Here is a 26534-nt window from a genome sequence, read left to right as displayed (position 1 = left end):
TGCGCGACCCTATCCCTCCGCTCTAGGCGCTCAGGCGCAGCAACGCGGCATAGCGCTCGGCGTGTGCGCCCACGGCCCGGGCCAGCCGGCCCAGCGCGTCCAGCACGAGGTCGGGGCCGAACCCGGTCCCGGGCACCGCCAGCACCGTCCGCGAGTCGATCTCCCCGATCACGACCTGGCCGTGGCGCCAGGCCTGGTGCACGCGCAGCCGGGTCGCGTCGTCGACCACCGGAACGGGGTAGGCCTCGTCGACCGCCAGCAGGTCGCAGGCGATCTCCTGGGCCGCCCCGTCCGCCCCCGAGGCTGTCAGCCGCCCCCGGACCAGGTGGCCGGTGCGCAGGCCGACGTCGGCGCGCCAGACCACCTCGAGCGTGCCGAGCCACTCGGGCAGGTCGAACGGATCGACGTCGGTGATCACGGCCTGCATGGGGTCCAGCCTGTCAGAGCCGCCTCGGACCTGTCAGATGGAGGAGAGCTCGTCGGGTGCCAGACCGCTGTTGGGTGACCTGCGCGCGCGCCGACGGTCGTTGACCCGGGCGATCGCCTCGGAGGCGAAGAAGAGCAGCACCATGGGCACGGCCATCAGCGTCATCGTGAACGGGTCGGCCGAGGGCGTCGCGACCGCCGCGAAGATGAACGTCCCGATGACGATCCAGGGACGGTAGGCCTTGAGCGCGGAGCCCTTCACCACGCCGGCGAAGTTGAGCAGCACCACGAACACCGGGATGTTGAACGCCAGCCCGAAGACGAAGAGCGTCCGGGTGAAGAACTGCAGGTAGTCGTTGAAGTCGATGAGGTTGGTGACGCCTTCGGGGTTGAACCCGATCAGCACCTCCAGCGCCACCGGGAGCGTGACGTAGCCGAGGACGACGCCGGCCAGGAAGAGCGGCCCCGCGACGGCCACGAAGATACGGCTCATCCGGCGCTCCTGGGCGTAGAGCCCCGGGAGCACGAACGCCCAGACCTGGTAGAGCCAGTAGGGCGCGGTGACGATCGCCGAGGCGAAGCCGCACAGGGTCAGCCACAGCAGGAGGCCGGCGCCGGCCCCGCTCGTCGTCGCGATCGACTCACCCTCCGACAGGGTCTTCTGCGCGTCCTGGTAGGGCCCGTAGACGGCGTCGTAGATCGCGTGCCGGAACAGGATCGCCACGACGAGGGCGACGGAGAACACGAGCAGGCAGCGCAGCAGGCGCGCCCGGAACTCCCGGAAGTGGTCGGAGAGTGCCATGCGCCCGTCGGGGCCGACGTCATGACGCGGACGGCCCTGGAACAGGCCGACGAGACCGGCGATCCTCACGCTGGCGGAGACTCCTGGGTCAGGCGGTGGTGTCGTCGCGACGCTCGCGGACGACGTCACCCGTGGTCTCGTCGCGAGCCTCGTTGCGCGTCTGGATCTCGCGCTGCTCCGGCGTGGCAGCCTTGTCGGCCTTGTCGTCCTCGCGCAGGTCCTTGGTCTCGGTCTTGAAGATCCGCAGCGCCTGGCCCGAGCTGCGGGCGAGGTCGGGGAGCTTGGCGGCACCGAAGACGAGCACGACGATCGCCAGGATCACCAGCCACTCGAGGCCCTGCGGCATGCCGACCAGTGGGTTGATCATGAGTCACTCCGATAGGTGTGGGATGGGTGCGTGGATCGCGTGCGGACGGGTGCTGCGCGGTTCATCGAAAGTCTACGCCGTCACCCTCGTAGAGGCTGAGCGCCTCCCGTGCAGCGGCGGCGAACGAGTCGGCGTAGCCGGCAGGAGCCAGGAGCGTGGCGTGGGGCGCCAGCCGGAACAGCAGCGACTGCACCCACTGCTCGCTCGCGACTTCGAGGTCGACGTCGACCGTGCCGTCGGGCCCGGGGCGCTGCGCGGTGACCGGGTAGTACTCGACGACCCAGCGCGCCGGCGGGGAGAGCCGGAGCGTGACGGTGGTGGTCTCCGCGTCCGCGAACCAGCCTCCGGTGAGGTCACGCGCCCGCGCGCCGGGGTCGGCCACCGGCGTGTCGAGCTCGGTGGCGGCCAGGATCCGGTCCGCCCGGAACGCCCGGTCGCCCTGGGCGGTGTGGCACCACGCGTCGAGGTAGACCAGGTCCTCGACCCGTGCCAGCCCCCGCGGGTCGACCACCCGGCTGGACTCCTGGTCCCGGGAGGGCACGTAGTAGGTGATCTCGACCTGGTGGCCGTGGGCGATGGCCGACTCCAGGACGGGCAGCAGGTCGTTGCCGGGCTGCGACGGGTCGGGCGCGACGTGCAGGCGCAGCAGGCCCTCGCCCTCCTGGCCGGCAGCCTCCTCGAGCTTGGCGAGCGTGCGCGCGATGACGTCGCGGGCTTCCTCGGGCGCCGCCTCCTGCATGGTGCGCAGCGCCACCACCAGCGAGGTCGCCTCGGCCGGCGAGAACCGCACCGGGCGCGCGAGGTAGTCGGCGTTGTCCACACGGATGATCCGGTCACCCTCGAGGGCCTCGAGGTCCACCTCGATCAGGTCGCCGGGCAGCCCGGGCGAGAGCCCCGTCATGAACAGCAGCCGCAGGTCGCGCTCGATCTGGTCGGCATCGGTGCCGAAGTGGGCCGCGGCGTCGTCGAGCCGCACCTCGCCGCGTGCGAGGAGGTAGGGCACCAGGGCCAGCAGGCGGGCGACCTGGTCGGGCGCGGTGTCGCCGGTGCTCGTGCTCATCGGCCCGCCTCCGCGACCGCGCGCAGCCGGCCGACGACCTCGTCGCGCAGGGCGTCGGGACCCTCGACGACCACGTCCGTGCCGTAGGTGAGCACCTCGTCGGCGAGCTCGTGGACGGGCCCCTCGAGGGCCACGAGGTCCCAACCGGGCCGGTCGTCGAGCGGCGTGACGGACTCGGCGCGGCGTCGCAGGCCGACGCCGGTGCCCTGCCGCACCCGGAGCGTCGCCCGGACCGAGGGGAACGACGGCGAGAGGCGCCGGGCGACCGCGCGCACGTCGGTGCCGGCGGGGACGTCGTACGCCCCCGACCTGCCCGTGGCGCGGACCGGACCGACGATGCGGGACAGGCGGAAGACGCGCTCCGCACCGCGGTCGACGTCGAAGCCCACGACGTACCAGCGACCGGACGACCGGGCCAGGCCCCACGGCTGGAGGCGCCGGGTCGTGGGGTCGCTCTCGCTGGCCCGCTGGTAGGGGAAGCTGACCTGGCGGCGCTTGCCGATGGCGTCCCACAGCGGCTCGAACGCCGGCTCGTCGGCGGTGATCGCCGGTGCGACCACCTCCAGGCGGGAGGGGTCGATCTCGACGCCCTGGCCCTTGAGCTTCGCCAGTGCCCGCCCGGTCGCCTTGGCGAGCGTGGCCTGCTGCCACACCTGCGCGGCGAGGCCCAGGACTGCGGCCTCGTCGGACTCGAAGCGGATCTCGGGCAGCGAGGTCTGCTCGGTCGGGATGCGGTAGCCGATCTCGTCGTCGAAGAACGCGTCCGCGCTGCCGACCTCGATCACGGCGCCGATCTGGCGCAGGGCGTCCTTGTCGCGCTCGAAGGCGCGCTCGAAGGCCTCGTCTCCCGCAGCACCACGCGGGTGGTCGGAGTAGCAGGCCTCGCGGATCGCGTCCTTGCCGATGAACCGCTTGGCTCCGAGCAGGAGGATGTGCAGGTTCATCAGTCGCTCTGCACGTGGCTGCGCCATCTGCCCTCCCGCCCGTCCGGTGTCAGCTCAGGAGGCGCCGAGGATGTCGACGACGAAGAAGAGCGTGTCGGTGCCCTTGATCCCGGCCTGCGGGTTGCCCTTCTTGCCGTAGCCCTTGGCCGGCGGGATCTCGAGGATCACCCGGGAGCCGACGGTGCGGCCGACGAGGCGCTCGTCCCAGCCCGCGACCACGCCGCCGACGCCGATCGGGAAGCTCGCCGGGTCCTCGGCCGAGAAGTTCTCGTCGAACGGCTTGTCGGCGCCGTAGACCTGGCCGAGGTAGCGGACGTGGAGCGTCTGGCCCTTCTCGACCACCGCGCCGTCGCCCTTCACCAGGGTCGTGGCGATCAGCTCGCCGCTCGGCTTGTGGGCGTCGGTGAAGTCGAGGCCGGTGATGACCCCGTCCTTCTCGATCAGGCTGGGCGCCCACCCGGCGGGCTTCTTCTCCTCGCCCTGCGGGGCGTCGAGGATGTCGACCTTGCCGAGGATGTCGACGACCGCGAGGACGGAGTCCTTGTTGCCGATGCCGATGCTGGCGTTGCCGCTCTCGCCGTAGGCCCGGGCGGCGGAGGTCTTCAGGACCACCCGGTCGCCGACCTTGTGCCCGATGAGGGTCTCGCGCAGGAACGGGAGGATCTTGTCCGAGACCTCGACGGACTGCGAGCCGCCTTCACCGAAGGTGCTCTGGGCCTCCTCCTGGGTGAAGCCGTTGCCGACCCACCAGTTCGTGGAGACCGTGTCGCCGTCGGCGATCGTCTCGCCGTCGCCCTCGACGAGGACCTCGGTCTCCTCGGAGCTGTCCAGGCGGCCGTCGAAGGTCACCTTCGGCTTCTCGCCCTGCTTGCCCTCGATCGTCACCGAGCTCAGGGACGCCCCGCCCTCGTCGGAGTCGCTGGCCCCGGAGCCGCACGCGGCGAGTCCGAGCATGCTGAGGACGAGGACACCGCTGAGGGCAGCGGAACGAGCACGAGACACTGGTTCACCTGATTCGATCGGACGGCGTTGCCGGGTCACCCTATCCAGCAGACCCCACCCGAGAGGCCCCGACACAGGTCACATCCCGGTCACATGCCGTCGATCAGCCTCTGCACCCGCTCGTCGTAGGCCTTGAACGGGTCCTTGCAGAGCACCGTGCGCTGCGCCTGGTCGTTGAGCTTGAGGTGCACCCAGTCGACCGTGAAGTCGCGACGGCGCTCCTGGGCCTTGCGGATGAACTCGCCGCGCAGCCGGGCCCGGGTGTTCTGCGGCGGGACGCTCTTGGCCTCGAAGATCTTCAGGTCGGTGGCCACGCGGGCGACCGCCCCCCGCTTCTCGAGCAGGTAGTAGAGGCCCCGACCCCGGTGGATGTCGTGGTAGGCGAGGTCGAGCTGGGCGATCCGGGCGTCGCCGAGGGACAGCCCGTGCTTGGCGCGATAGCGCTCGATGAGCTTGAGCTTGATCACCCAGTCGATCTCGCGGTCGACCAGCCCGAGGTCGTCGGACTCCACGGCCTTGAGACCGCGCTCCCAGAGATCGAGGGTGCGCTCGATGGTCGGGGTGGAGATCTGGCGCCGGTCGACGAAGTCGCGGGCCTTGCCGAGGTACTCGGCCTGGATCTCGAGCGCGCTGGCCTCCCGGCCGTTGGCCAGGCGCACCTTGCGGCGCCCGGTCGGGTCGTGGCTGATCTCGCGGATCGCCCGGATCGGGTTCTCCATCGTGAGATCGCGCATCACCACGCCCTCCTCGATCATCCGTAGCACGAGGTCGCACGACGCCACCTTGAGCATGGTGGTCGTCTCGCTCATGTTGGAGTCGCCCACGATCACGTGCAGGCGGCGGAACCGCTCGGCGTCGGCGTGGGGCTCGTCGCGGGTGTTGATGATGGGACGGCTGCGCGTGGTGGCGCTGCTGACGCCCTCCCAGATGTGCTCGGCACGCTGGCTCACGCTGTACGACGCCCCGCGCGGGGTCATCACGACCTTGCCGGCGCCGACCACGATCTGCCGGGTGACGAGGAACGGGATGAGGATGTCGGCGAGGCGGCTGAACTCACCGGCCCGGCCGACGAGGTAGTTCTCGTGGCAGCCGTAGGAGTTGCCCGCGGAATCGGTGTTGTTCTTGAAGAGGTAGATGTCGCCGGAGATCCCCTCCTCATGGAGCCGGTTCTCCGCGTCGAGGAGCAGGCCCTCGAGGATCCGCTCCCCCGCCTTGTCGTGCGTGACCAGGTCGACGATGTCGTCGCACTCCGGGGTGGCGTACTCCGGGTGGCTGCCGACGTCGAGGTAGAGCCTCGCGCCGTTGCGCAGGAAGACGTTGGACGAGCGGCCCCAGCTGACGACCTTGCGGAAGAGGTAGCGCGCGACCTCGTCGGGGCTCAGCCGGCGCTGGCCCTTGAACGTGCACGTGACGCCGTACTCGTTCTCGATGCCGAAGATCCGACGGTCCATGGACCCACCCTAGGCCGCTTGGCCAGACCTGTACCGCGTACGGACCGGTGACACGCAGGTGGTCGGGCCGTGCTCAGACCTCGCCGGGCTCGGTGGGCGGCGGCGGCGTGCCCGGCGCGGGCGGCTGCCCGGGTCCCGGGGCGGGGGGCTGGGGAGCCGGCGGCTGGGGCTCGCCGGGGGTGGCCGGGTCGGTGGGTTCCGGCCCGCCCGGACGCGCCGGCGGCGCGATCGGCGGGGCCACCGGCGGGGCCACGGGCGGCTCACCGGTCACCGGGTGCTCGAGGGGCGGGGTCGCCCCGGAGACCTGGTCGGTGGGGTCGGACGGGTCGTCCTGCCCCGACTGGTGCGGGGCCGCGCCGGCGACGGCGTCCTCGGGCGCGGGAGCGGCCGGCTGCTCGTCGCCCCGGTCGCCGAGGATCTCGGTCAGCCGAGCCTCGCGCAGTCGCAGGAACTTGCGCGGCTGCGACCGGGTGCGGTCGAGCACCGCGACCTCGAGGTCCCCGGCCGGGATGACGCGGTCCTCGGTGTCGTTGCGCCCGAGGGCGGCCACGACCACGCGCAGGGTCTCCTCGAGCGACGCCCCGGGCACGTAGTGCTCGGCCAGGTGCCCCGCGACGACGTCCGCCGCACCACCCATCACGGCGAAGCCGTGCTCGTCGGCCACCTGGCCGTCGTAGGTCAGGCGGTAGAGCTGGTCGTCCTCGGCGACGTCACCGATCTCCGCGACGAAGATCTCGACCTCGTAGGGCTTCTCCCCGCCGGAGGAGAAGATCGTGCCGAGCGTCTGGGCGTAGGCGTTGGCCAGGCCCCGGCCGGTCACGTCGCGGCGGTCGTAGGCGTAGCCACGCATGTCGGCGAGGCGTACGCCGGCGATGCGCAGGTTCTCGAACTCGTTGTAGCGACCCACCGCCGCGAAGGCGATCCGGTCGTAGATCTCGCTGACCTTGTGCAGCGCCTGGGAGGGGTTCTCCGAGACGAAGAGGATCCCGTCGGCGTACTGGACGGCGACGACCGAGCGCCCGCGGGCGATGCCCTTGCGCGCGAAGTCGGCCCGGTCCTTCATCAGCTGCTCGGGCGAGACGTAGAACGGCATGCTCATGTGACAGTGACTCCTACGTCAGATCAGGTCAGGGCCGCGGCCGGGCCGTCGGGGCGCTGCATCCGTGCGGCGATCATCCGGTCGGCGATCGCCGCGACGTCCTCGTCGGGCATGCGGCTACCGCCGTCGGCGGTGATCACGTGGACGACGGGGAAGATCCGGCGGGTCAGGTCGGGGCCGCCGGTGGCCGAGTCGTCGTCGGCGGCGTCGTAGAGGGCCTGGATCGCGGCCGTGACCGCCTGCTCGGCGTCGAGGTCGTCGCGGTAGAGCTTCTTGAGCGATCCGCGCGCGAACAGCGAGCCGGAGCCGACCGAGTGGAACGAGGTCTCCTCGTAGCGACCGCCCGTGACGTCGTAGCTGAAGATCCGGCCCTGGCCCGCCGCGAGGTCGAAGCCGGCGAAGAGCGGGACCACGGCCAGGCCCTGCATGGCGAGGCCGAGGTTGGCGCGGATCAGGGCGGCGAGGCGGTTGGCCTTGCCGTCCATCGACAGCGTGGTGCCCTCGATCTTCTCGTAGTGCTCGAGCTCGGTCTGGAACAGGCGCACCATCTCCACCGCGAGTCCGGCCGTGCCGGCGATCCCGACGACGGAGAACTCGTCGGCCGGGAAGACCTTCTGGATGTCGCGCTGGGCGATGATGTTGCCCATCGTCGCGCGCCGGTCGCCGGCCATCACCACCCCGCCGGAGAAGGTGGCGGCGACGATCGTGGTGCCGTGGGGGGCCAGGTCGCCGGCGTCGCCCGTCGGGACGGCGCGGCGCGAGGGCAGCAGGTCGGGGGCTTGGGCGCCCAGGAAGTCGGCGAAGCTCGACGTCCCCGGTGCCATGAAGGAAGCGGGGAGCCGCGATTCGCTCACTGTCCGCCCTTCTGGATGAACGACTTCACGAAGTCCTCGGCGTTGACCTCGAGCACCTCGTCGATCTCGTCGAGGATCGCGTCGACGTCCTCGTCGATCATCTCCTTGCGCTCGGCCACGTCCGTCTCGGCGACCTCCTCGGTCGCCGTCTCGTCCTGGGAGGACCTGCGCGGTTGCTTCTGCTCCTGGGCCATGCCTCGACCCTATCCACTCCCGCCGACGCCACAAGGACGTTCACCCTCGGCGGACGGGGCGAGTCTCACCGGTCCGCGGTCACCGCGTGATCGCCGCGACCAGGGCCTGCGCGGTCTCGCTGCGGTCGATCAGGTCCCCGACGTGGGCACGGGTGCCCCGCAACGGGTCGATGGTGGGCACCCGCTGCAGCGACTCCCGACCGGGGAGGTCGAAGATCACGGAGTCCCAGGAGGCTGCGGCCACCGAGCCGGCGTACTTGTCGAGGCAGCGGCCCCGGAAGTAGGCGCGGGTGTCGATCGGCGGGTCGTGCATCGCGGCCTCGATGGTCACGTCGTCCAGCAGTCGCTGGATCCGGCCCGCGGCCGCGAGGCGGTGGTAGAGCCCCTTGTCGGGACGTACGTCGGCGTACTGCAGGTCGATGAGGTGGAGCTTGGCGTCGTCCCAGTCGAGGTTGTCGCGGTCGCGGTACTGGTTGAGGAGCTTGAGCTTGGCGACCCAGTCGAGCTCCGTGGCGCACTCCATCGGGTCGCGCTCGAGCCGGGTCAGCACCGACTCCCAGCGGGCCAGCACGTCGACGGTCTGCTCGTCGGCGTCGGAGCCGTAGCGGTCCTCGACGTACTTGCGGGCGAGGTCGAGGTACTCCAGCTGCAGCTGCACGGCGGTCAGCCGCCGGCCGTCGCGCAGGGTCACCAGGTGCCGCAGGGTCGGGTCGTGCGAGACCGCCCGCAGCGACTTCACCGCCCCCTCGACGGTGAGGTCGCGGTCGATGAAGCCGTCCTCGATCATCGCCAGCACGAGCGAGGTGGTGCCGACCTTGAGGTAGATCGAGATCTCGGCGAGGTTGGCGTCGCCCAGGATCACGTGGAGGCGCCGGTAGACCGCGGGGTCGGCGTGCGGCTCGTCGCGGGTGTTGATGATCGGCCGCTTGAGCGTGGTCTCGAGGCCCACCTCGACCTCGAAGTAGTCCGAGCGCTGGCTGATCTGGAAGCCCCGCTCCGGCGTGGTGTCGCGGCCGTCCTGGCCGATGCCCACGCGGCCGGCGCCGGTGATGACCTGCCGCGAGACGAAGAACGGGGTCAGGTGGCGCACGATCTCGGCGAACGGCGTCGAGCGCCGCATCAGGTAGTTCTCGTGGGCGCCGTAGGAGGCGCCCTTGTTGTCGGTGTTGTTCTTGTAGAGCACGATCGGCGCGCTCCCCGGGACCTGCGCGGCCATGCGCGAGGCGTCGAGCATGACCTGCTCCCCCGCCTTCTCCCACCGCACCACGTCGAGCGGCGTGGTCACCTCGGGCGAGGAGTACTCCGGGTGCGCGTGGTCGACGTAGAGCCGCGCGCCGTTGGTGAGGATGACGTTGGCCAGACCCAGGTCCTCGTCGGTGAGCTGGGTGGGGTCGGCGATCTGGCGCGCCATGTCGAAGCCGCGGGCGTCGCGCAGCGGGGACTCCTCCTCGAAGTCCCACCGGGCCCGACGCGCCTTAGCCGTCGACGAGGCGTAGGCGTTGACGATCTGCGACGACGCGACCATCGGGTTGGCCGCGGGCTGACCCTGCACGGAGATGCCGTACTCGACCTCCGTGCCCATCACGCGTCGTACGCTCATGGCACGAGCCTACGGGTGTGGGACGAGCGCGTCGTGCCTCGGCTGACGGCCCGGACGTTCAGCGGCCGCGGCGCAGGAAGCCCAGCAGGAAGATGACGATGACGACGACGACGACGATGATCAGAATGGTTCGCATCTGCCCAACCTAGCCCCGGCGGGCCCTCGTCGGCCCCTCCCGAGGGGTGTTCGGCCCCCGCGTGTCGCGGGCGGAGGTCACAGGTACTGACCCGTGTTGGCGACCGTGTCGATGGAGCGCCCGGGCTCGGTGCCCTGCTTGCCGGTGATGAGCGTGCGGATGAAGACGATGCGCTCGCCCTTCTTGCCCGAGATCCGCGCCCAGTCGTCGGGGTTGGTGGTGTTGGGCAGGTCCTCGTTCTCCTTGAACTCGTCCACGCACGCCTGGAGCATGTGCTGCACCCGCAGGCCGCGCTGGGCCGGGTCGAGGTTGCTGTCGAGGAAGTCCTTGATCGCCATCTTCTTGGCGCGGTCGACGATGTTCTGGATCATCGCGCCGGAGTTGAAGTCCTTGAAGTAGAGGACCTCCTTGTCGCCGTTGGCGTAGGTGACCTCGAGGAACCGGTTCTCCTCCGACTCGGTGTACATCCGCTCCACCGTCGCCCGGATCATCGCCGCGACGGTCGCCTCGCGGTCGTCGTGGAACTCGGCCAGGTCGACGCTGTGCAGCGGGAGCGACGGGGTGAGGTACTTGGAGAAGATGTCGCGCGCGGACTCAGCGTCGGGGCGCTCGATCTTGATCTTCACGTCGAGCCGGCCCGGTCGCAGGATGGCGGGGTCGATCATGTCCTCGCGGTTGGAGGCGCCGATCACGAGCACGTTCTCGAGGGCCTCGACGCCGTCGATCTCGCTGAGCAGCTGCGGCACGATGGTGTTCTCGACGTCGGAGGAGACGCCCGACCCGCGCGTGCGGAACAGCGAGTCCATCTCGTCGAAGAACACGATCACCGGGGTGCCGAGCGAGGCCTTCTCCCGCGCCCGCTGGAAGACGAGCCGGATGTGGCGCTCGGTCTCGCCGACGTACTTGTTGAGCAGCTCGGGGCCCTTGATGTTGAGGAAGTAGGACTTCCCGGACGCCCCGGTCTTCTCGGCGACCTTCTTGGCCAGCGAGTTGGCGACAGCCTTGGCGATCAGCGTCTTGCCGCACCCGGGCGGGCCGTAGAGCAGCACGCCCTTCGGCGGCTTGAGCTGGTGGTCCTTGAACAGCTCGGGGTGCAGGTAGGGCAGCTCGACGGCGTCGCGGATGGCGTCGATCTGGGTGGCGAGGCCGCCGATCTGCGTGTAGTCGATGTCGGGGACCTCCTCCAGGACGAGCTCCTCCACCTCCGACTTCGGCACGACCTCGTAGACGTAGCCGGAGCGGGTGTCGAGCAGCAGCGAGTCGCCGGCCCGGATGGTGACGTCCTCGGCGCGCAGCGGCTCCGCGAGGCGTACGACCCGCTCCTCGTCGGCGTTGGCGATGACCAGCGCGCGCTCGCCGTCGGCGAGGATCTCCTTGAGCATGACGACCTCGCCGACCTGCTCGAAGTCGAGCGCGGCCACGACGTTCAGGGCCTCGTTGAGCATGACCTCCTGACCGCGCACGAGGGCGTCGAGCTCCACCGCCGGGCTCACGCTCACGCGCAGCTTGCGGCCGCCGGTGAAGACGTCGACCGAGTCGTCGTCGTTGCGGGAGAGGAACGTGCCGAAGCCGGCGGGTGGCTGGGCCAGCCGGTCGACCTCCTCCTTGAGGGTCGTGATCTGGTCGCGGGCGTCGCGCAGGGTCTGCGCGAGGCGCTCGTTCTGGCTGGACACCGCGGCCAGGGACCGCTGGGCGTCGGCCAGTCGGCTCTCGAGACCCCGGGCCTGCCCCGGTACGTCGTCGAGGCGCCGGCGCAGGTCCGTGACCTCTGCCTCCAGGTAGCGCACCTGGGTGGCAAGCTGCTCACGTGTCGGCTCGGACATGGGGCACCTCCTCGCTCCGCTTGCGACACTACCCACTCCCCGGAGGGACGGAAGTGGATATCTCGCCGTGTGTCGATCACCGTTTCGCGGGCGGCGGGGTCCTGGGCCACCCAACCGGTCCTCGGGCCCCGCTGGGTGGCGGCATATGACATGTCTCGGGGCTGGGGTGGCGGCATACGACACGTCTCGCGGCTTGGGTGGCGGCATACGACACGGCCTCGGGCTTGGGTGGCGGCATACGACACGTCTCGGGGTCTCGGTGATGTCGTATGCCGCCACCCTGACGGGCGGCGATGTCGTATGCCGCCACCCTGACGGGCGGCGATGTCGTATGCCGCCACCCTGACGGGCGGCGATGTCGTATGCCGCCACCCTGACGGGCGGCGATGTCGTATGCCGCCACCCTGACGGGCGGCGATGTCGTATGCCGCCACCCTGACGGGCGGCGATGTCGTATGCCGCCACCCTGACGGGCGGCGATGTCGTATGCCGCCACCCTGACGGGCGGCGATGTCGTACGCCGCCAGGGACCGGCGAAAGGTCAGGCCGTTGAGCCGACGGATCGCCGCGAGCTCGCTGTCGCTGAGGCTCCCCCGAGACCTCGAGCACCTGCTGGAGGACCTCGGACTTGCCGGCGATGTAGGTGTCGATGTCCATCTCGGGGTCTGCTGCCAGGGCACGCTTGACGTCGCCGTAGGCCTCACGCAGGTCCTCGCGGCTGCGCAGCACGTCGCGCACGGCGAGGTGGTTGCGCACGTTGGCGGTGCCGGCCGTGCAGACGTAGACGTTGCGGCGCGGCGGGCCGGGCGCGTGGAAGGCCTCGCGCCCGCTGACGCCGAGGTCGCCGCGGTGGCCGTAGCCGACCGCCTCCAGGGCGGCCACGGCGGCGGGCACGTCAGGTGCCTCCACGATCACGTCGACGTCCAGGACCGGCTTCGCGGGCAGGCCCGGGACCGAGGTGGACCCGACGTGCTCGACCCGGGCGGACGAGACGTCGGCCAGGGCCTCGCGCAGGACAGCGGCCACTTCGTCGTACTGCTCCGCCCAGTGCGGCGACCAGTCGACGACCTCGACGCCGGTCACAGGTCGACGTCGGGGTGACCGTCGGTGGCCTCCAGCGGCGGCACGTCCGCGGGCCGGGGGCCGATGTAGTCGGGGCCGTACGCCCCGGGCGCGGGCCGGCGGGTCTTGCGGGGCGGCCGCTCCCCGGCGCCATCCGGCGCGCGGTGACGAGGAACGCGGTGTGGCCGATCATCTTGTGCCCGGGTCGCACGGCGAGGCCCTCGACGTGCCAGTCGCGCACGAGCGACTCCCACGGCTGGGGCTCGGTGAAGCCGCCGTGCACGCGCAGCGTCTCGACCACGCGGGAGAGCCTGGGTCGTGGTCGCGACGTAGGCGCACACGATGCCGCCGGGCACCAACGCGTCCGCCACTGCGTCGACGCAGTTCCAGGGGTCGAGCATGTCGAGGATGATCCGGTCGACCTGCGTGCCGAGGCTCGGGCAGGCCCTCCTTGAGGTCGCCCAGGCGCAGGTCCCACGCCGGATGGGTCCGACCCTCCGGGGCGGAGAAGAACTGGTTGACGTTGCGGCGGGCGACGTCGGCGAACTCCTCGCGCAGGCTCGAACGACGTCACGCGACCCCACGGTCCGACGGCGCGCAGCAACGAGCAGGTCAGCGCACCCGAGCCGGCACCGGCCTCGACGACGCGAGCGCCCGGGTAGATGTCGGCCAGCGCCACGATCTGGGCGGCGTCCTTGGGGTAGACCACAGCGGCGCCGCGCGGCATCGAGACGACGAACTCGCTGAGCAGCGGCCGGAAGACGAGGTACTGACCACCCGCCGACGAGGTGAGCGTGAAGCCCTCGTCGCGACCGATCATGTCGTCGTGGTCGAGGTGGCCCTTGTTGGAGAAGAAGCGCTTGCCCGCGACCAGGCTCGAAGTTGTGCTTGCGGCCCTTCTGGTCGACCAGCCGCACCCACTCGCCCTCGCGCAGGAGGCCGCGGTGGACGCCGGACCAGGCCTCGGCGGGGACGTCGGCTCGGTCATCGGTGTGGGGCTCGGACATGCCGCGAACCCTAGTGGCCGAGGGCCGAAATCCCTCAGCCGCGGGCGTTGTCGCGGAACGCCCGGTCGACGTCGGCGGTGGACAGCACTCCGTAGATCTGGCCGTCGGCCTCGACGAGGAGGTACTCCTCGGCCGGGCGCCGGCTGATCGCGAGGATCAGGCTCCTCGCCGGCCACCGTCGCCGGCAGGGTCAGCCCCTCCTCGAGGGCACGGGTGACCGTCGAGACCGCCACCCACGGGCGCCGGTCCTCCGGCATCGCGGCGACCGCTGCCTCGCTGACGATGCCCACCGGCGAGCCGTCGGCCGCGACCGTCACGATGCTGCCGGCCTGCGCCTCCTGGGCACGGCGTACGGCCTCGCCCAGCGGGAGGTCCTCGGGGACGGTGAGCGTACGACGCGCCAGCGGGCGCGCGACGAGGTGGGGAAGGCGCTGGCGGAGCCGCGCGTGCGCCATCGCAGCCGTCGCTCCGGTCCAGAGGAAGAGGCCGAGGATGAACACGAGGACGAGGTCCATGATGGTGGGCTCGGTGCCGGTCAGGGGCTCCTGCGCCAGGGGCCAGGCGAGCAGCGCGAGCGCCGCGAGGCGGCCGCCCCAGCCCGCGACGATGGTGGCGCGGTGCTGGTCACCGGACGCCCCCCACACCAGCGCCTTGAGGACCCGGCCCCCGTCGAGCGGCAGGCCCGGCACCAGGTTGAGCACGCCGATCACGAGGTTGGCACCGGCCAGTCCCTCGATCGCGACCCGGACCAGCCCGGCGGGGACGACGAACCAGAGCCCGACCGCGGCGGCCCCGACGGCGATCGAGGTCAGCGGACCGACCACCGCGATCCAGAACTCGTGCCGTGGCTTGCGCGACGCCCCGTCGATCTCGGTCATCCCGCCGAGGAAGTGCAGCGTGATGGAGGCGACGCCGTAGCCGAGCCGTTGTGCGGTCACCGCGTGCGAGGCCTCGTGCAGCAGCACCGAGAGGTAGAGCACCACCGCGAACACGAAGCCGGCGACGTACTTCCAGAACCCCAGCCCCGGCTCGACCTGCTCGATGCGCGGCGCGAACGCCAGCGAGATCAGCAGCGCGACGATGAACCACGAGCTCGTGATCAGCACGTCGATGCCCGCGATCGACCCGATCCGCAGCACCCCGGGAGGGCGCTTCGAGGGTGGGGACGGCCGCTCCGCAGCGGCAGGATCGGTGGGTTCGGGCACGACACGACCCTAGCCAACGTCGCCCACGGCGCCTCGCCTCGCGCCCGCTGTCGTACGCGCCGCCTAGGGTGAGGCGCGTCATGACGATCCCTGCCGCCGAGTCACCTGCCGAGCGGGTCTCCACCCCGGTCGACGGCGTCGACGTGCTCGGGGCGATCTCGCCGAGCCGTGCTGGCGACTTCATGAGCCTGCCCCCTGATGTATCGCTTCCGCACCATCGACCGGCTGCCGGAGGCGCCCTCGCCCGATGCCGTGCGCGGCACGGTCGTGCACAAGGTGCTGGAGGACCTCTTCGACCTCCCTGCCGGCGACCGCACGCCCGACCGGGCCGCCGACATGCTGGTGCCGGCCTGGGAGGTCCTGCTGGACAGCGAGCCCCAGGCTGGCCGAGATGTTCGGCGGCGCCGGCCCCGACGTGGCGAGCCTGGCTGGCGTCGTGTCGCACCGTCCTCGACACCTACTTCGACCTCGAGGACCCGCGACGCCTCGAGCCCGCCGACCGCGAGGCTCTACGTCGAGGCCCTGCTCGACTCCTGTTGCTGCGCGGCTTCGTCGACCGGATCGACGTGGCGCCCGACGGCCGGATCCGCATCAGCGACTACAAGAGCGGGCGGTCGCCCGCCGAGGGCTTCGAGGCCAAGGCGCTCTTCCAGATGAAGTTCTACGCGCTCGTCATCTGGCGCCTGCGGGGCGTCGTGCCGGCGATGTTGCAGCCTGATCTACCTCGGCAACGGCGAGATCCTGCGCTACGAGCCCGACGAGGACGACCTGCGCGCGACCGAGCGCAAGGTCGAGGCCGTGTGGGCGGCCATCCGTCGCGCCCACGAGTCGGGCGACTGGCAGCCCAGCCCCTCACGGCTGTGCGACTGGTGCTCGTTCCACGAGTTCTGCCCGACCAAGGGCGGTGTGGTGCCTCCGCTGCCCGAGCAGCCGGTGGCCGTGGCCGACGTCTCCACCGACGAGTCGCAGGACTGAGCACTCCTCCCGCCGCCTCAGGGCGTGATGTAGCCCTCCGGAGGCGCCATCGGGGCGTTGGCGTCGACCGGCGGGAGGAAGCCGCTGACCACCTCGGGGGCGACCTCGTGCGGCTGCAGGCTCACCCCGGGCGATCGGCTCCGCGTAGTGACACGCGACCCGGTGACCTGCTGAGGGACCCCCACGTCGACGACGCGGAGCCTGGGGCCGCTCGGTGTCGCACAACGTCTCCTGCCGCCACGGGCAGCGGGTGTGGAACCGGCAGCCGGTGGGCGGGTTGGCCGGCGACGGGAGGTCACCGGTCAGCAGGATCTGCTCGCGGGAGTCCTCGACCAGGGGGTCGGGCACCGGGACCGCGGACATGAGGGCGCGCGTGTAGGGGTGGAGCGGGACGTCGTAGGCTCCGCCGCGTCGGACTCCTCCACCAGCGCGCCGAGGTACATCACGCCGATCCGGTCGCTGATGTGCCGCACCACCGCGAGGTCGTGCGCCACCACGAGGTAGGTGAGCCCGAGGCTCGTCCTGGAGGTCCTGCAGCAGGTTGATCACCTGGGCCTGGATCGAGACGTCCAGGGCACTCACGGGCTCGTCGGCGACGATGAGGTCCGGCCCGACCGACAGGGCACGCGCGATGCCGATGCGCTGGCGCTGTCCGCCCGAGAACTCGTGGGGGTACTTGCTCAGGGCCGCCGGGGGCAGACCCACCGACGACATCGGCTCGCGCAGCCGATCCCGCGTCTTCGCCTTGTCCGTGTCGAGGCCGTGGGCGCGCATGCCCTCCAGCAGCAACGACTCGACGGTCTGGGGTCAAGGCTCGACATCGGGTCCTGGAAGACCATCTGGAACCGCTTGCGCTCACGTCGCAGGTCCTCGCCCTTGAGCGAGGCGATGTCCACCCCGTCGAAGACCACCGAGCCCGCGGTCGGCGGCTCCAGGTTGAGGATGGCCTTGCCGAGGGTCGACTTGCCGCACCCGGACTCCCCCACCAGCCCGTAGGTCTCCCCTCGCCGGATGCTGAGGTCCACCCCGTCGACAGCCCGGACGTGCCCGACCGTGCGGTCGAAGATCACGCCGCTCTTGATCGGGAACCACACCTCGACGCCGGAGACCTCGACCAGCACGTCCTGGTCCTCCGCGGGGCTCGCAGCCTCGCTCGCCGTCTGGCTCACCGGGGGCCTCCCATCGGGTTGAAGCACCGGAAGCCGACCACCTGGTCGCCCTCCCACTCCGGGGTCTCACTCGTGCACACGTCCACGACGTTGGCGCAGCGCGGAGCGAACGCGCAGGCGGACGCCCACGGCAGGTTGTCGTTCACCGACCCGGGGATGGGCGAGCCTTCTCGCCCCGGGCAGCGTCGAGCCGCGGGATCGAGTTGAGCAGCCCGACGGTGTACGGGTGCTTCGGCTGGCGGAAGAGACCGTGCCGGCCACCGCGCTCGACGACCTTTCCGCCGTAGAGCACGTTGACCTCGTCGCACAGCCCGGCGACGACGCCGAGGTCGTGGGTGATCATCACCAGCGCCGTGCCCGTGTCGACGACCAGGCTCTCCTTGAGCAGCGCCAGGATCTGCGCCTGGATCGTCACGTCGAGCGCGGTCGTCGGCTCGTCGGCGATGAGCAGGCGCGGGTTGCAGGCCAGTGCCATCGCGATGAGCGCCCGCTGGCGCATCCCGCCGCTGGCCTGGTGGGGGTAGTTGGCCAGCCGGGCCTTCGGGTCCGGGATGCCGACCCGGTCCAGCAGGCTCCGCCGCCTTCGGGGTCGCCTCCTTGCGGCTGAGCCCTTGGTGGCGCTCCATCACCTCGGTCACCTGGCGACCGATGGTGATCACCGGGTTGAGCGACGACAGCGGGTCCTGGAAGATCATCGCGATCTCCGCGCCGCGCCGGTCGCGCATCGCTGACCGGGACAACGACAGCAGGTCCTCCCCGTCGAAGATCGCGGTTCCCTCGACGGTGTTGCCGCGGGTGGGCAGCAGCCCCATGATCGCGAGCGACGTGACCGACTTGCCGCAGCCGGACTCGCCGACGAGGCCCACGGTCTGCCCCGGACGTACGTCGAAGGCGACGCCGTCGACGGCCTTGAACGGCTCCTCACCGTGGCGGGTGAACGTGACGCGCAGGTCGCGCACGGAGAGCAGCGGCTCGGACGAGCCCATCGGGTGGTGGGTCGTGTGGATGGTCTGGGTCATCGGGTCACCTCCGCGACTTCGGGTCGAGGGCCTCGCGGAGCGACTCCCCCATCAGCGTGAAGCCCAGGGCGACCACGATGATGCAGCCGGCCGGGTAGAACGCCAGGTGCGGCGCCTCCGAGATGTAGCGCTGGGCCAGGCCGAGCATCTGCCCCCACTCGGGCTGTCTCTGGTCGGGGTTGCCGAGCCCGAGGAAGGAGAGCGCGGCCGCCTCGATGATCGCGGTGGCCAGCGACAGCGTGGCCTGCACGATCACGGGGCCCAGGGAGTTGGGCAACATGTGGCGGAAGACGATCGCGCGTGGTCGTACGCCCAGGGACCGCGCGGCCAGCACGTGGTCGCTGGACCGCTGGGCGAGCATCGACCCCCGCAGCAACCTGGCGAAGATCGGCACCTGGGTGGTCGCGATCGCCACGATCAGCGTCCACTGGCTCGGCTCGCGGGCGAGCGAGGCGATCGTGAACGCCAGGAGCAGCGCCGGGAACGACAGCATCACGTCGACGATGCGCATCACCACCGAGTCGACCCAGCCGCCGACCGCGCCCGCGATGGTGCCGAGCGTGATGCCGCCGGCCAGCCCGAACAGCGTGGCCATCACGCCGACGATGAGGGTCTGCCGGCTGCCGACGAGGAGTCGGGAGAAGAGGTCGCGTCCGCGGTCGTCGGCGCCCAGCAGGTGGCCCGGCTCGGGTCCCGGCACGGGGTTGGACTGGGGGCGCACCTTGTCGAGGAGCGGGCGGGCGGTGACGTCCCACGGTGCGATCCACGGCGAGATGATCGCCAGGACGATGAAGGCGATCGTGATGGCGGCGCCGATCAGGAAGACCGGGTTGCGCCGCAGCCGCTCCCAGGCGCTGCGGATCAGCGACTTGCCGGGCCGGTCGTCGATGGCACCAGCCGTGGCGAGGGCGTCGATCCGGTCCCTGCGTCGCTGGGCGTACGACGTCCGGTGCGGCGTCTCGTCGGTCCCGGGCGGGGTGGTGGGGTCGCTCATGTCACGTCACCTCGTCCTGATCCGGGGGTCGATCAGCGCGTAGGCGATGTCGACGAGCAGGTTGACCAGGACGAAGATCACCGCAGCCATGAGGATCAGCACCTGGAGGACGGCGTAGTCCTTCTCGCGGAACGCGGTCGCGAGGGCGTCGCCGACCCCGCGGAAGGAGAAGACGGACTCGGTCAGCACGGCTCCGGCGAGGAGGCCACCGACCTGGAGGCCGATGGTGGTGACGACCGGCAGCATCGCGTTGCGCAGCACGTGGCGACCACGGATCACCTTCGCCGTGAGCCCCTTGGCCTCCGCGGTGCGCACGTAGTCCTCGTCGAGGACGTCGAGGACCGAGGCACGGGTGATCCGGAAGATCACCGCGAAGGGGATGCTGGCCAGGGCGAAGGCCGGGAGGATCAGGTGCTTCAGCGCGTCCCACGACGCGTCCCACTCGCGCGTCAGGATCCCGTCGAGCACGAACATCCCGGTGACGCGGGTGGCCTCGATGCCGGTGGACTGCCGGCCCGACACCGGGAGCAGGTTCCACTCGACGGCGACGAAGTACTTGAGGAGGAAGGCGAGGAAGAACACCGGCACCGCCACACCGACGAGCGAGAAGATCACCGCACCCGTGTCGGCGGCCGACCCGTGGCGCCGCGCCGCGATGTAGCCGAGCGGGATGCCGAGCGCGATCGCGATGAGCATGGCCAGGAACGACAGGCTCGACGGTCGCCGGCAGGCGGTCCAGGAACACCTGCAGGGCGTCCTCGCCGGGCAGGACCTTGGTGGAGACGCCGAACTTCCCCTGGACCGCACGCTCCACGAACCGCAGGTACTGCACGGGGAGGGGCTGGTCGAGGCCGAGCGCCGCCTCGAGGGCGGCCCTGCGAGCCGGTGTCTGCCGCTCGCCCAGGATGGCGGACACCGGTCCGCCGGGCAGCGAGCGCAACCACACGAAGATGAGCATCGAGAGCACGACGGCGACAAGGCACATCTGGAGCAGTCGGCGTACGACAAAGCGAAGCAATGGAACTCCTCACACGTGCGAGGTCCGGGGGCCGTCTGGACGACCCCCCGGACGTCACGCACAACGGTTCAGTCAGCGGGTGGGAGTCACTCCCCTCCGACCGTGACCGTGTCGAACTCCTCAGCCGTCAGCGGGCTGGGGATCACGCCGTCCACGCCGGGACCGACGACGAGCGCCGGAGGCGAGTGGCTGATCGGCAGACCGGGGAGGTAGTCCTCCATGATCTGCTGGTTGATCTTCTCGAAGGCGGCCCCGCGCTCGTCGTCGTCCACGACCGCGTCGGCGGCCTTGAGGTCGTCGGCCAGGCCTGCTTGCCCCACGGCATCGCCTTGGTGCCGAAGTCGTTCTCCTTCAGGTTGCCGAAGAACGTGCCGATGAAGTTGAACGGCGAGTCGTAGTCGCCGGTCCACCCCAGGATGTAGGCGTCGTACTTGCCGGCGGTCACGTTGTCGAGGTAGCCACCGTTCCAGGACGCCGTGGTCACCTTGACCTTGACGCCGACCGCCTCGAGGTCGGTGCGCAGCGCCTCGTAGATCTTCTCCGGGTCCGGCATGTAGGGACGGCTGACCTCGGTCGGATAGGCGAACTCGAGCGTCATGCCCTCAGCGCCGGCCTCGGCGAGCAGCCTCTTGGCCTCGTCGGGGTCGTAGGCGTAGGGCTCGATGCTGGTGTTGTAGCCGCTCACCGTGTCGGGCATGAACTGCGTCGCGACCGCTGCGCCCTCGGGCCTGGGTCTGGACGAGCCTGCTCCCGGTTGAGCGCGTGGTAGAGCGCCTGGCGGACCTTGAGGTCCTTCAGGAGCGGGTTGCCCTCGAGGTTGAACCCGAGGTAGAGGATGTTGAACGGGTCGCGGACCTCGACCGAGTTGCCGTCCTCCTCCAGCCCGGCCCAGTCGACCGGGTTGGGCAGGTCGTAGCCGTTGATGCTGCCGGCCTCGAGCCTCCTGACGACGGGTGGCCTCCTCCGGGATGACGCGGAAGACGAGGCTCGCTCGTCTTGGCCTTCTCGCCCCAGTAGTCGTCGTTGCGGTCGAGGGTGATCTCGCCGTTGGCCTCGTCGTACTCGCCGAACGTGAAGGGACCGGTGCCGACCGGGTTGTCGGCGTAGGCCGGGAAGGCTGAAGCCCTCGCCCTCGGCGGCGATGCCGTTGGCGTCGCCCTCCTCCAGAGCCTTGGGCGACTGCATCGACAGCGACTCGAGCGTCAGCATCGTCGGGAAGCCGGAGGTCGGGCCGCTGATGGAGATGACGGCCTCGAACTCGTCGGTGGCCTCGCAGCCCTGGTAGAGCGAGTTCTCGGCGTCGTTGGAGAAGGCCCCCATGACGTAGCCCCAGTACTCGCCGGCGGTCTGGCCGGCCTCGTTCTGGTCGAACATCCGCTCGAAGTTGTAGCAGACGGCCTCGGCGTTGAACGGCTCGCCGTCGTGGAAGGTCACGTCGTCACGCAGCGTGAAGGTCCACTCGGTGCCGTCCTCGTTGGGCTCCCACTCCGTGGCCAGGCTCGGGCACCACCTCGGCGCTGCCGGGCTCGATGCCCAGCAGGCCCTCGAACATCTGGCGGGTGACGCGGAACGTCTCGCCGTCGGTGGCGTAGAAGGGGTCGAACATTTCGGGGGCGCCGGCGGCACGAAGACGAACGTGCCGTCGTCGCCGCCCCCTCCTGCGCCCTCGTCGTCACGTTGGCTCTCGGCACAACCCGCCAAGGTGGCAGGCGCCAGGACTGCCGTGGTCCAGGCGGCCACGGTGCGTTTCGGAGACATCCGAGTCCTTCCGTCCGGTATGCGATCGGTGGTGGTCCCAGCACCCTAGACCGGCGGATGTGACCCAAGCCACACCGACATGGTCACGGTCGGATCACGTGTTGGACGACGCCTCGTCGAGCGAGCCCGCTCGCACGGCTCCACCAGGCCCGTGGTGTCCATGCCGCTGAGCGTGTCGGCGAAGACCCGCCGCTCCCCCTCGAGGATCGGCACGTGGTGCGGCACGCACACGACGGTGCAGCCGGCGGCGGCGGCGGACTTGGCGCCCGTGTTGGAGTCCTCGATGGCGATGCAGTCCTCGGCCGGGACCCCCAGGTCGGCGGCGGCGGTGAGGTACGGCTCGGGGTGCGGCTTGCCGAACTCGACCTGGTCTCCCGTGACGACCGTGACGAAGGTGCGATCCGGCAGGCTGGTCGAGGATCGGCGCGACGAAGCGCTGCCACGACATCGTCACGAGCCCACAGGGGATGCCGTGCTCCTCGAGGTCGGTGAGCAGGCTCGCGCGCGCCGGGGCGCCAGGGCACGTGCTCCTCCACCCGCGCCACCACGCCGTCGAGCAGGCTCGTCGACGATCTCCTGCGGCGTGCGGTCGATGCCCATGTGGACGCGGATGTACTCACCGGAGTCCAGCAGCGCCTTCCCGACCAGGTTGAGGGCGTGCTCCTGCGACCACGTGCCGCCGTACTTCTCCGCCATCGCGAACTCGGTCGCGATCCAGTAGGGCTCGGTGTCGACGAGCGTGCCGTCCATGTCCCACAGGACGGCGGCTGGAAACCCGGCGTCCGGCATGCCTTCTTGCTCCTCGTCGCTCCGCATCTGGCCTCACACCCTAGACGGGTGGCCGGAGTCACCGGCCGGCGGGCGCGACGGGGAACCGGGTGACGAACGCCGTCCGGCTGCCCGGACCCGGTGGCTGGTAGACGGCGTCGCCGCCGTGCCCCCTCATGATCTCGCGCACCAGGTAGAGGCCGAGCCCCGTCCCGCCGGCCGAGCCGGCCGTGGCGAACCTGTCGAACAGGCGTGGGACCAGGCTCGTCGGGCACTCCCCGTCCCCCGTCGGTGACCGTGAGGCTCGACCTGGCCGCCCCGCACCTCGCAGGACATCGCCAGTGGCGGCGCCCCGTGTCGTACGGCGTTGTCGAGCAGGTTGTCGAGCGCCTGGGCGAGACGTACCTCGTCGGCGTGCACGACGACCTCGATCGGAACGTCGACCTCCACGTGCACGGCGGGGCTGGCGGCCGCCCGACGGGCGGCCGCGCCATGGATCAGGTCGTGGAGCGAGACGTCCGCCATCCGGAACTGCATGCCCGCCTTCTGCAGCTGCGAGGCGACGGTGAGGTCGTCGGCCAGTCGGCGCAGGCGATCCGCGCTGCTGCGGATCCCGTGGAAGAACTTCTCACGCTCGGCAGGCGACATCTGTCGCTCCGAGACCTGGAGGGCGTGCGCGCTGCCGTCGATGACGGCCGTCGGGTTCCTGAGCTCGTGGGCCGTGACGGCCAGCAGCCGCGCCTGCTCCTCCATGGCCCCCAGCCGGTCCTCGGCGTTCTGCCGCTGGTCGGTCTGGTCACGCGTGATCTTGGCGAACCCGACGTGCCGCCCCCTGTCGTCGTGCACGGGCCTGATCACGACACTCGCCCAGAACCTGCTGCCGTCCTGGCGGATCCGCCAGCCCTCCTCCGCGAACGAGCCGTCACGCAACGCAGCCTCGAGGTTGCGCTCGGGGTGGCCGGTCAGCTGCTCCTCCTCGGGGTAGAAGGCCCGGAAGTGCCGACCGATGATCTCCTGGGCCTCGTAGCCCTTGATCCGTCGCGCTCCCGTGTTCCAGCTCATCACCAGGCCGCTCGTGTCGAGCATGAAGATCGCGTACTCCTCGACCGCGGCGACCAGCAGGCGGAGGTTCTCCTCGGTGCGGTGCAGCTCGACCTCGGCGGCCCGCTGCGCGCTGATGTCCTGCACCTGCGCGAAGACGTAGAGCACCTGCCCGGTGGAGTCGCGGATCGGGACGAGGGTCACGCGGGCGGTGCGCACGGTCCGCACCCCGGGCGGCGCGGGAATGGGGTGCTCGAACGTGGCCACGCTGTCCCCCGAGGAGCGCAACGCGTCCAGGAGGTGGTCCAGGTGGTCGCCCCGACCACCGGTCAGACGGCCGTAGTCGACCCCGACGAGGTCTCTCGGCTTGCACGACATGAGCTCGGCGAGCGCGTCGTTGGCCCGCACGACGGTGGCGTGCACGGTCAGCGTGGCCATGCCGATCGCGGCCCGGTCGAAGAGCGCGCGGAAGCCTTCGAGGTGCTCGTCGAGGATCGCCTGCTCGACCCGCGCCACGTCGGTGACCGCATGCAGCCGACGCGGAGGGTCGGCAGCGGGCTGGGGGGCAGTGCCCCTCAGGCTCCGGAGGAGGCGGTCCGGCAGGTCCTCGAGCCTGATCGACTTCTCGATCAGGTCGATCGCGCCGAGATCCCCGACCTCGTCGGCCAGGTCGGTACCCCCGAAGCCGCTGAACATCACGACGGACGTGTCGGGACGCACCGCGAGGATCGCGGGGAGGGTCTCGACACCGTCCATGGCCGGCATCGAGATGTCGAGCAGCACCAGGGCCGGCTCATGACGGATCACGAGCTCGATGGCCTGCTCCCCGTCAGCCGCCTCCCCCACCACGTCGAACTGCCCCGAGGCCTCGAGGCGCATGCGCACCAGGGTGCGCACGTCGACAGAGTCGTCGACCAGCACCACCGAAACCTTGCCGGTTTCCACCTCGACGTGTCTCCACTCATCTGGTCATCGAACGCTTGACGAGCCACCGAGCACGGCGGATCGTCCCCCAACACCGACTGTTCCCCGGATGGCCCCGTCCGATGTGCGATCGACGGCGTGCATGCTATGCGTCATGACAGGACTGCTCGACAACAGGTACGTCGCCCTCGCCCGGCTCGTCCGCCGCCACGGCCGCTCCGACCTCCTCGCCGGGGCGAGGCTCGACGAGTTCGACATCGACGACGACGCACCGGCGGGCGACGTCGACCGGGCCACGGCCTTCGCCGAGGACCTGGAGGCGATGGGCCCGACCTTCATCAAGCTCGGCCAGCTCCTGTCGACCCGGCACGACCTTCTCCCGTCGGCGTACACGACAGCGTTGGAGCGGTTGCAGGACTCCGTCGACCCGCTCCCCTTCGACACGGTCCGCGAGGTCGTCGAGGCCGAGCTGGGGGCGACGCTGAAGGAGCGGTTCAGCGAGTTCGCCGAGGAGCCGATGGCGGCGGCGTCGATCGGGCAGGTCCACAAGGCCGTGCTGCGCAACGGTCGTGAGGTCGTGGTCAAGGTGCAGCGCCCCGACGTCCGTGAGGTGGCTCGGGCGGACATGGAGGTGCTGGAGCGTCTCGCCTCGGTGGCGGACCACCGCACCGACGCGGGTCGTACGTTCGGCTTCGGCCGGCTGCTCGAGCAGTTCCGCCGGTCCCTCGCCGGCGAGCTCGACTACCGCCGCGAGGCTCGGAGCCTGGTGACGTTCGGCGAGCTCACCGCTCCCTACGACCTGCTCCTCGTGCCCCAGCCGGTGCCGGAGTGCACGACGTCGAAGGTCCTGACGATGGACTACGTCGAGGGACGCAAGATCACCGACATCGGCCGGCTCGGGCTGGTCGACCTGGACACGAGGCCGATCGTCGAGCAGCTGTTCAGCGCCTACCTCCACATGATCCTCGACGCCGGCGTGCTGCACGCCGACCCGCACCCCGGCAACCTGCTGCTCACCGACGACGGCCGCCTGGCGCTGCTCGATCTCGGGATGACCGCGTCGGTCCCCCCGCGCATCCAGAACGACATCATCAAGCTCCTGCTCTCGATCAGCGACGGGGACGGGGAGGAGACCGCCACGGTCCTGGCGTCGATGGGCCACCCGCTCGACGACTTCGACGCCGCTGCGTTCCGCGACGACGTGTCCCACCTCGTCTCGGAGGCCGTCGCGAGCGGTTCCGACGTCTCGGTCGGGACGGTGATCATGGACCTCAGCCGGCTGTCCGGGCAGCACGGCCTGCGGCCCCCGGCGGAGATGTCGTTGGTCGGCAAGGCCCTGCTCAACCTGGACCGGGCCACGTCGCACCTCGACCCCGACTTCGCTCCGGCCGTCGCCATCCGTGCCAACGTGAGCGAGATCTTCGCCGCCGGTCTCAAGGTCTCCGCCGGGGGCCTCATCGCCGCCGCCATCGAGTCCAAGACCTTCATGGCCCAGCTGCCTGCGCGGGCCAACCGGATCGTGGACGCGCTCGCGGAGGGCGAGTTCCGCGTGCAGGTCCAGGCCATCGACGAGGAACGGCTGCACACCGTGATCCAGCGGGTCGCCAACCGCGTCACCCTGGGCATCATCATCGCGGCGACGATCCTGGGGGCGGCTATGGTCGTGCGCGTGCCCTCGGAGTGGACGGTCCTCGGCTACCCGGGCCTCGCGATCCTGTTCTTCCTCTTCGCGGTCTGCGCCGGCGTCGCCATGGCCGCCTGGATCTTCATGACCGACCGCAAGGTGGCACGCACCGACCGGGTGACCTGACCGGGCGGACCCGCCCGGTCAGTCCT

25 protein-coding genes and 9 pseudogenes are annotated in these 26534 nt (G+C 70.7%); 4 read left to right on the top strand and 30 right to left on the bottom strand.

From position 1 onward, the window contains the following. Positions 1-22: 22 nt before the first annotated feature. The 15 genes and pseudogenes from ACS3YM_RS08095 to ACS3YM_RS08025 form a co-directional block, all read right to left on the bottom strand. The gene (locus ACS3YM_RS08095) at positions 23-427 is read right to left on the bottom strand and encodes a hypothetical protein (RefSeq protein ID WP_439939547.1); all 405 of its coding nucleotides are present in this window, start codon (positions 425-427) and stop codon (positions 23-25) included. Positions 428-460: 33 nt separating this feature from the next. Continuing rightward, positions 461-1297, bottom strand: a complete 837-nt coding sequence (gene tatC / locus ACS3YM_RS08090) for a twin-arginine translocase subunit TatC (protein WP_439939546.1) — start codon at positions 1295-1297, stop codon at positions 461-463. A 19-nt stretch (positions 1298-1316) separates the two neighbouring features. Beyond that, entirely contained in the window at positions 1317-1595 is a 279-nt protein-coding gene (gene tatA / locus ACS3YM_RS08085; protein WP_439939544.1) for a Sec-independent protein translocase subunit TatA, read from the bottom strand. A 61-nt stretch (positions 1596-1656) separates the two neighbouring features. After that, entirely contained in the window at positions 1657-2655 is a 999-nt protein-coding gene (locus tag ACS3YM_RS08080; protein ID WP_439939543.1) for a helix-turn-helix transcriptional regulator, read from the bottom strand. After that, positions 2652-3599: a helix-turn-helix transcriptional regulator gene (locus tag ACS3YM_RS08075; RefSeq protein ID WP_439939542.1), complete on the bottom strand. Its 948-nt coding sequence runs from the start codon at positions 3597-3599 to the stop codon at positions 2652-2654. The genes ACS3YM_RS08080 and ACS3YM_RS08075 overlap by 4 nt, the downstream gene beginning before the upstream one ends. Before the next feature lie 54 nt (positions 3600-3653). Further along, positions 3654-4553, bottom strand: a complete 900-nt coding sequence (locus tag ACS3YM_RS08070) for an FKBP-type peptidyl-prolyl cis-trans isomerase (RefSeq protein ID WP_439939541.1) — start codon at positions 4551-4553, stop codon at positions 3654-3656. A gap of 137 nt (positions 4554-4690) precedes the next feature. Then, positions 4691-6052 (bottom strand): Pup--protein ligase, encoded by a 1362-nt coding sequence (gene pafA / locus ACS3YM_RS08065; protein ID WP_439939540.1) that lies wholly within the window; start codon positions 6050-6052, stop codon positions 4691-4693. 322 nt (positions 6053-6374) lie between these two features. Next, positions 6375-7151: pseudogene (gene prcA / locus ACS3YM_RS08060) on the bottom strand (proteasome subunit alpha); the annotation flags it as partial. A gap of 23 nt (positions 7152-7174) precedes the next feature. Beyond that, on the bottom strand, positions 7175-7975 hold the full coding sequence (gene prcB / locus ACS3YM_RS08055) for a proteasome subunit beta (RefSeq protein ID WP_439939538.1): 801 nt from the start codon (positions 7973-7975) through the stop codon (positions 7175-7177). Between the two features lie 26 nt (positions 7976-8001). Further along, positions 8002-8199, bottom strand: coding sequence for a ubiquitin-like protein Pup (locus ACS3YM_RS08050; protein WP_439939536.1), 198 nt, complete (start codon positions 8197-8199; stop codon positions 8002-8004). A 79-nt stretch (positions 8200-8278) separates the two neighbouring features. Continuing rightward, the gene (gene dop, locus ACS3YM_RS08045; RefSeq protein WP_439939535.1) at positions 8279-9799 is read right to left on the bottom strand and encodes a depupylase/deamidase Dop; all 1521 of its coding nucleotides are present in this window, start codon (positions 9797-9799) and stop codon (positions 8279-8281) included. Positions 9800-10012: 213 nt separating this feature from the next. Further along, positions 10013-11758 carry a proteasome ATPase gene (arc, locus tag ACS3YM_RS08040; RefSeq protein ID WP_439939854.1) on the bottom strand — a complete coding sequence of 582 codons (1746 nt, stop codon included), beginning with the start codon at positions 11756-11758 and terminating at the stop codon, positions 10013-10015. A 660-nt stretch (positions 11759-12418) separates the two neighbouring features. After that, positions 12419-12784, bottom strand: a pseudogene (locus ACS3YM_RS08035) (GrpB family protein); the annotation flags it as partial. A gap of 166 nt (positions 12785-12950) precedes the next feature. Then, positions 12951-13827 (bottom strand): annotated as a pseudogene (locus ACS3YM_RS08030) (tRNA (adenine-N1)-methyltransferase); the annotation flags it as partial. Between the two features lie 782 nt (positions 13828-14609). Next, positions 14610-14807, bottom strand: a pseudogene (locus ACS3YM_RS08025) (M50 family metallopeptidase); the annotation flags it as partial. A gap of 423 nt (positions 14808-15230) precedes the next feature. Between ACS3YM_RS08025 and ACS3YM_RS08020 the strand changes: the two are divergent. The 3 genes and pseudogenes from ACS3YM_RS08020 to ACS3YM_RS08010 form a co-directional block, all read left to right on the top strand. Then, positions 15231-15389, top strand: a pseudogene (locus tag ACS3YM_RS08020) (PD-(D/E)XK nuclease family protein); the annotation flags it as partial. Further along, positions 15383-15661 (top strand): annotated as a pseudogene (locus ACS3YM_RS08015) (PD-(D/E)XK nuclease family protein); the annotation flags it as partial. The pseudogenes ACS3YM_RS08020 and ACS3YM_RS08015, both read left to right, overlap by 7 nt. A 169-nt stretch (positions 15662-15830) precedes the next feature. Continuing rightward, positions 15831-16007: a hypothetical protein gene (locus tag ACS3YM_RS08010; protein ID WP_439939937.1), complete on the top strand. Its 177-nt coding sequence runs from the start codon at positions 15831-15833 to the stop codon at positions 16005-16007. A gap of 204 nt (positions 16008-16211) precedes the next feature. On the opposite strand, the pseudogene ACS3YM_RS08005 reads toward ACS3YM_RS08010, so the two are convergent. The 15 genes and pseudogenes from ACS3YM_RS08005 to ACS3YM_RS07935 all read right to left on the bottom strand — a co-directional run. Continuing rightward, a pseudogene (locus ACS3YM_RS08005) lies at positions 16212-16721 on the bottom strand (oligopeptide/dipeptide ABC transporter ATP-binding protein); the annotation flags it as partial. Beyond that, positions 16688-17176 (bottom strand): ATP-binding cassette domain-containing protein, encoded by a 489-nt coding sequence (locus ACS3YM_RS08000; protein ID WP_439939534.1) that lies wholly within the window; start codon positions 17174-17176, stop codon positions 16688-16690. The pseudogene ACS3YM_RS08005 and the gene ACS3YM_RS08000, both read right to left, overlap by 34 nt. Beyond that, complete coding sequence (locus ACS3YM_RS07995; protein WP_439939935.1) at positions 17173-17322, bottom strand: hypothetical protein; 150 nt, start codon at positions 17320-17322, stop codon at positions 17173-17175. The genes ACS3YM_RS08000 and ACS3YM_RS07995 overlap by 4 nt, the downstream gene beginning before the upstream one ends. Next, entirely contained in the window at positions 17319-17708 is a 390-nt protein-coding gene (locus tag ACS3YM_RS07990) for an ATP-binding cassette domain-containing protein (protein WP_439939853.1), read from the bottom strand. Before ACS3YM_RS07990 ends, ACS3YM_RS07995 begins: the two co-directional genes overlap by 4 nt. Positions 17709-17856: 148 nt before the next feature. Continuing rightward, a pseudogene (locus ACS3YM_RS07985) lies at positions 17857-18162 on the bottom strand (ATP-binding cassette domain-containing protein); the annotation flags it as partial. Positions 18163-18199: 37 nt separating this feature from the next. Continuing rightward, positions 18200-19189 (bottom strand): ABC transporter permease, encoded by a 990-nt coding sequence (locus ACS3YM_RS07980; RefSeq protein WP_439939533.1) that lies wholly within the window; start codon positions 19187-19189, stop codon positions 18200-18202. Positions 19190-19195: 6 nt separating this feature from the next. Beyond that, positions 19196-19885, bottom strand: coding sequence for an ABC transporter permease (locus tag ACS3YM_RS07975; RefSeq protein ID WP_439939532.1), 690 nt, complete (start codon positions 19883-19885; stop codon positions 19196-19198). Positions 19886-19991: 106 nt separating this feature from the next. Next, positions 19992-20207 (bottom strand): annotated as a pseudogene (locus ACS3YM_RS07970) (ABC transporter permease); the annotation flags it as partial. Between the two features lie 142 nt (positions 20208-20349). Continuing rightward, a complete protein-coding gene (locus ACS3YM_RS07965; RefSeq protein WP_439939531.1) occupies positions 20350-20904 on the bottom strand; it encodes an ABC transporter substrate-binding protein in 555 nt (184 codons plus the stop codon). Beyond that, complete coding sequence (locus tag ACS3YM_RS07960; protein WP_439939852.1) at positions 20889-21653, bottom strand: ABC transporter substrate-binding protein; 765 nt, start codon at positions 21651-21653, stop codon at positions 20889-20891. Before ACS3YM_RS07960 ends, ACS3YM_RS07965 begins: the two co-directional genes overlap by 16 nt. Continuing rightward, positions 21646-21813 carry a hypothetical protein gene (locus tag ACS3YM_RS07955; RefSeq protein ID WP_439939934.1) on the bottom strand — a complete coding sequence of 56 codons (168 nt, stop codon included), beginning with the start codon at positions 21811-21813 and terminating at the stop codon, positions 21646-21648. The genes ACS3YM_RS07960 and ACS3YM_RS07955 overlap by 8 nt, the downstream gene beginning before the upstream one ends. 197 nt (positions 21814-22010) lie before the next feature. Beyond that, positions 22011-22373 (bottom strand): HAD family hydrolase, encoded by a 363-nt coding sequence (locus ACS3YM_RS07950; RefSeq protein WP_439939851.1) that lies wholly within the window; start codon positions 22371-22373, stop codon positions 22011-22013. A gap of 42 nt (positions 22374-22415) precedes the next feature. Further along, positions 22416-22781, bottom strand: coding sequence for an HAD hydrolase-like protein (locus ACS3YM_RS07945; RefSeq protein WP_439939530.1), 366 nt, complete (start codon positions 22779-22781; stop codon positions 22416-22418). Positions 22782-22812: 31 nt separating this feature from the next. Then, positions 22813-22983 (bottom strand): ATP-binding protein, encoded by a 171-nt coding sequence (locus tag ACS3YM_RS07940; protein ID WP_439939850.1) that lies wholly within the window; start codon positions 22981-22983, stop codon positions 22813-22815. After that, entirely contained in the window at positions 22908-24695 is a 1788-nt protein-coding gene (locus ACS3YM_RS07935; protein ID WP_439939529.1) for a PAS domain S-box protein, read from the bottom strand. Before ACS3YM_RS07935 ends, ACS3YM_RS07940 begins: the two co-directional genes overlap by 76 nt. A 157-nt stretch (positions 24696-24852) precedes the next feature. On the opposite strand from ACS3YM_RS07935, the gene ACS3YM_RS07930 reads away from it, so the two are divergent. Continuing rightward, on the top strand, positions 24853-26508 hold the full coding sequence (locus ACS3YM_RS07930) for an ABC1 kinase family protein (protein ID WP_439939527.1): 1656 nt from the start codon (positions 24853-24855) through the stop codon (positions 26506-26508). Positions 26509-26534 lie beyond the last annotated feature (26 nt).

Source organism: Nocardioides sp. N13(2025) (assembly GCF_051912545.1).
Lineage (GTDB): Bacteria > Actinomycetota > Actinomycetes > Propionibacteriales > Nocardioidaceae > Nocardioides.
The sequence above is the reverse complement of the archived record's forward strand: the minus strand, read 5'-3'. Positions and strand labels throughout refer to the sequence as shown.

Coding starts and splice junctions, on each gene's coding strand:
- ACS3YM_RS08095 (WP_439939547.1), bottom strand. CDS start 427: ATGCAGGCCGTGATCACCGACGTCGATCCGTTCGACCTGCCCGAGTGG.
- tatA (WP_439939544.1), bottom strand. CDS start 1,595: ATGATCAACCCACTGGTCGGCATGCCGCAGGGCCTCGAGTGGCTGGTG.
- ACS3YM_RS08080 (WP_439939543.1), bottom strand. CDS start 2,655: ATGAGCACGAGCACCGGCGACACCGCGCCCGACCAGGTCGCCCGCCTG.
- ACS3YM_RS08075 (WP_439939542.1), bottom strand. CDS start 3,599: ATGAACCTGCACATCCTCCTGCTCGGAGCCAAGCGGTTCATCGGCAAG.
- ACS3YM_RS08070 (WP_439939541.1), bottom strand. CDS start 4,553: ATGCTCGGACTCGCCGCGTGCGGCTCCGGGGCCAGCGACTCCGACGAG.
- pafA (WP_439939540.1), bottom strand. CDS start 6,052: ATGGACCGTCGGATCTTCGGCATCGAGAACGAGTACGGCGTCACGTGC.
- prcB (WP_439939538.1), bottom strand. CDS start 7,975: ATGGCACCGGGGACGTCGAGCTTCGCCGACTTCCTGGGCGCCCAAGCC.
- ACS3YM_RS08050 (WP_439939536.1), bottom strand. CDS start 8,199: ATGGCCCAGGAGCAGAAGCAACCGCGCAGGTCCTCCCAGGACGAGACG.
- dop (WP_439939535.1), bottom strand. CDS start 9,799: ATGAGCGTACGACGCGTGATGGGCACGGAGGTCGAGTACGGCATCTCC.
- arc (WP_439939854.1), bottom strand. CDS start 11,758: ATGTCCGAGCCGACACGTGAGCAGCTTGCCACCCAGGTGCGCTACCTG.
- ACS3YM_RS07980 (WP_439939533.1), bottom strand. CDS start 19,189: ATGAGCGACCCCACCACCCCGCCCGGGACCGACGAGACGCCGCACCGG.
- ACS3YM_RS07975 (WP_439939532.1), bottom strand. CDS start 19,885: ATGCTCATCGCGATCGCGCTCGGCATCCCGCTCGGCTACATCGCGGCG.
- ACS3YM_RS07965 (WP_439939531.1), bottom strand. CDS start 20,904: ATGCCCGACACGGTGAGCGGCTACAACACCAGCATCGAGCCCTACGCC.
- ACS3YM_RS07955 (WP_439939934.1), bottom strand. CDS start 21,813: ATGTTCGACCCCTTCTACGCCACCGACGGCGAGACGTTCCGCGTCACC.
- ACS3YM_RS07945 (WP_439939530.1), bottom strand. CDS start 22,781: ATGCGGAGCGACGAGGAGCAAGAAGGCATGCCGGACGCCGGGTTTCCA.
- ACS3YM_RS07930 (WP_439939527.1), top strand. CDS start 24,853: ATGACAGGACTGCTCGACAACAGGTACGTCGCCCTCGCCCGGCTCGTC.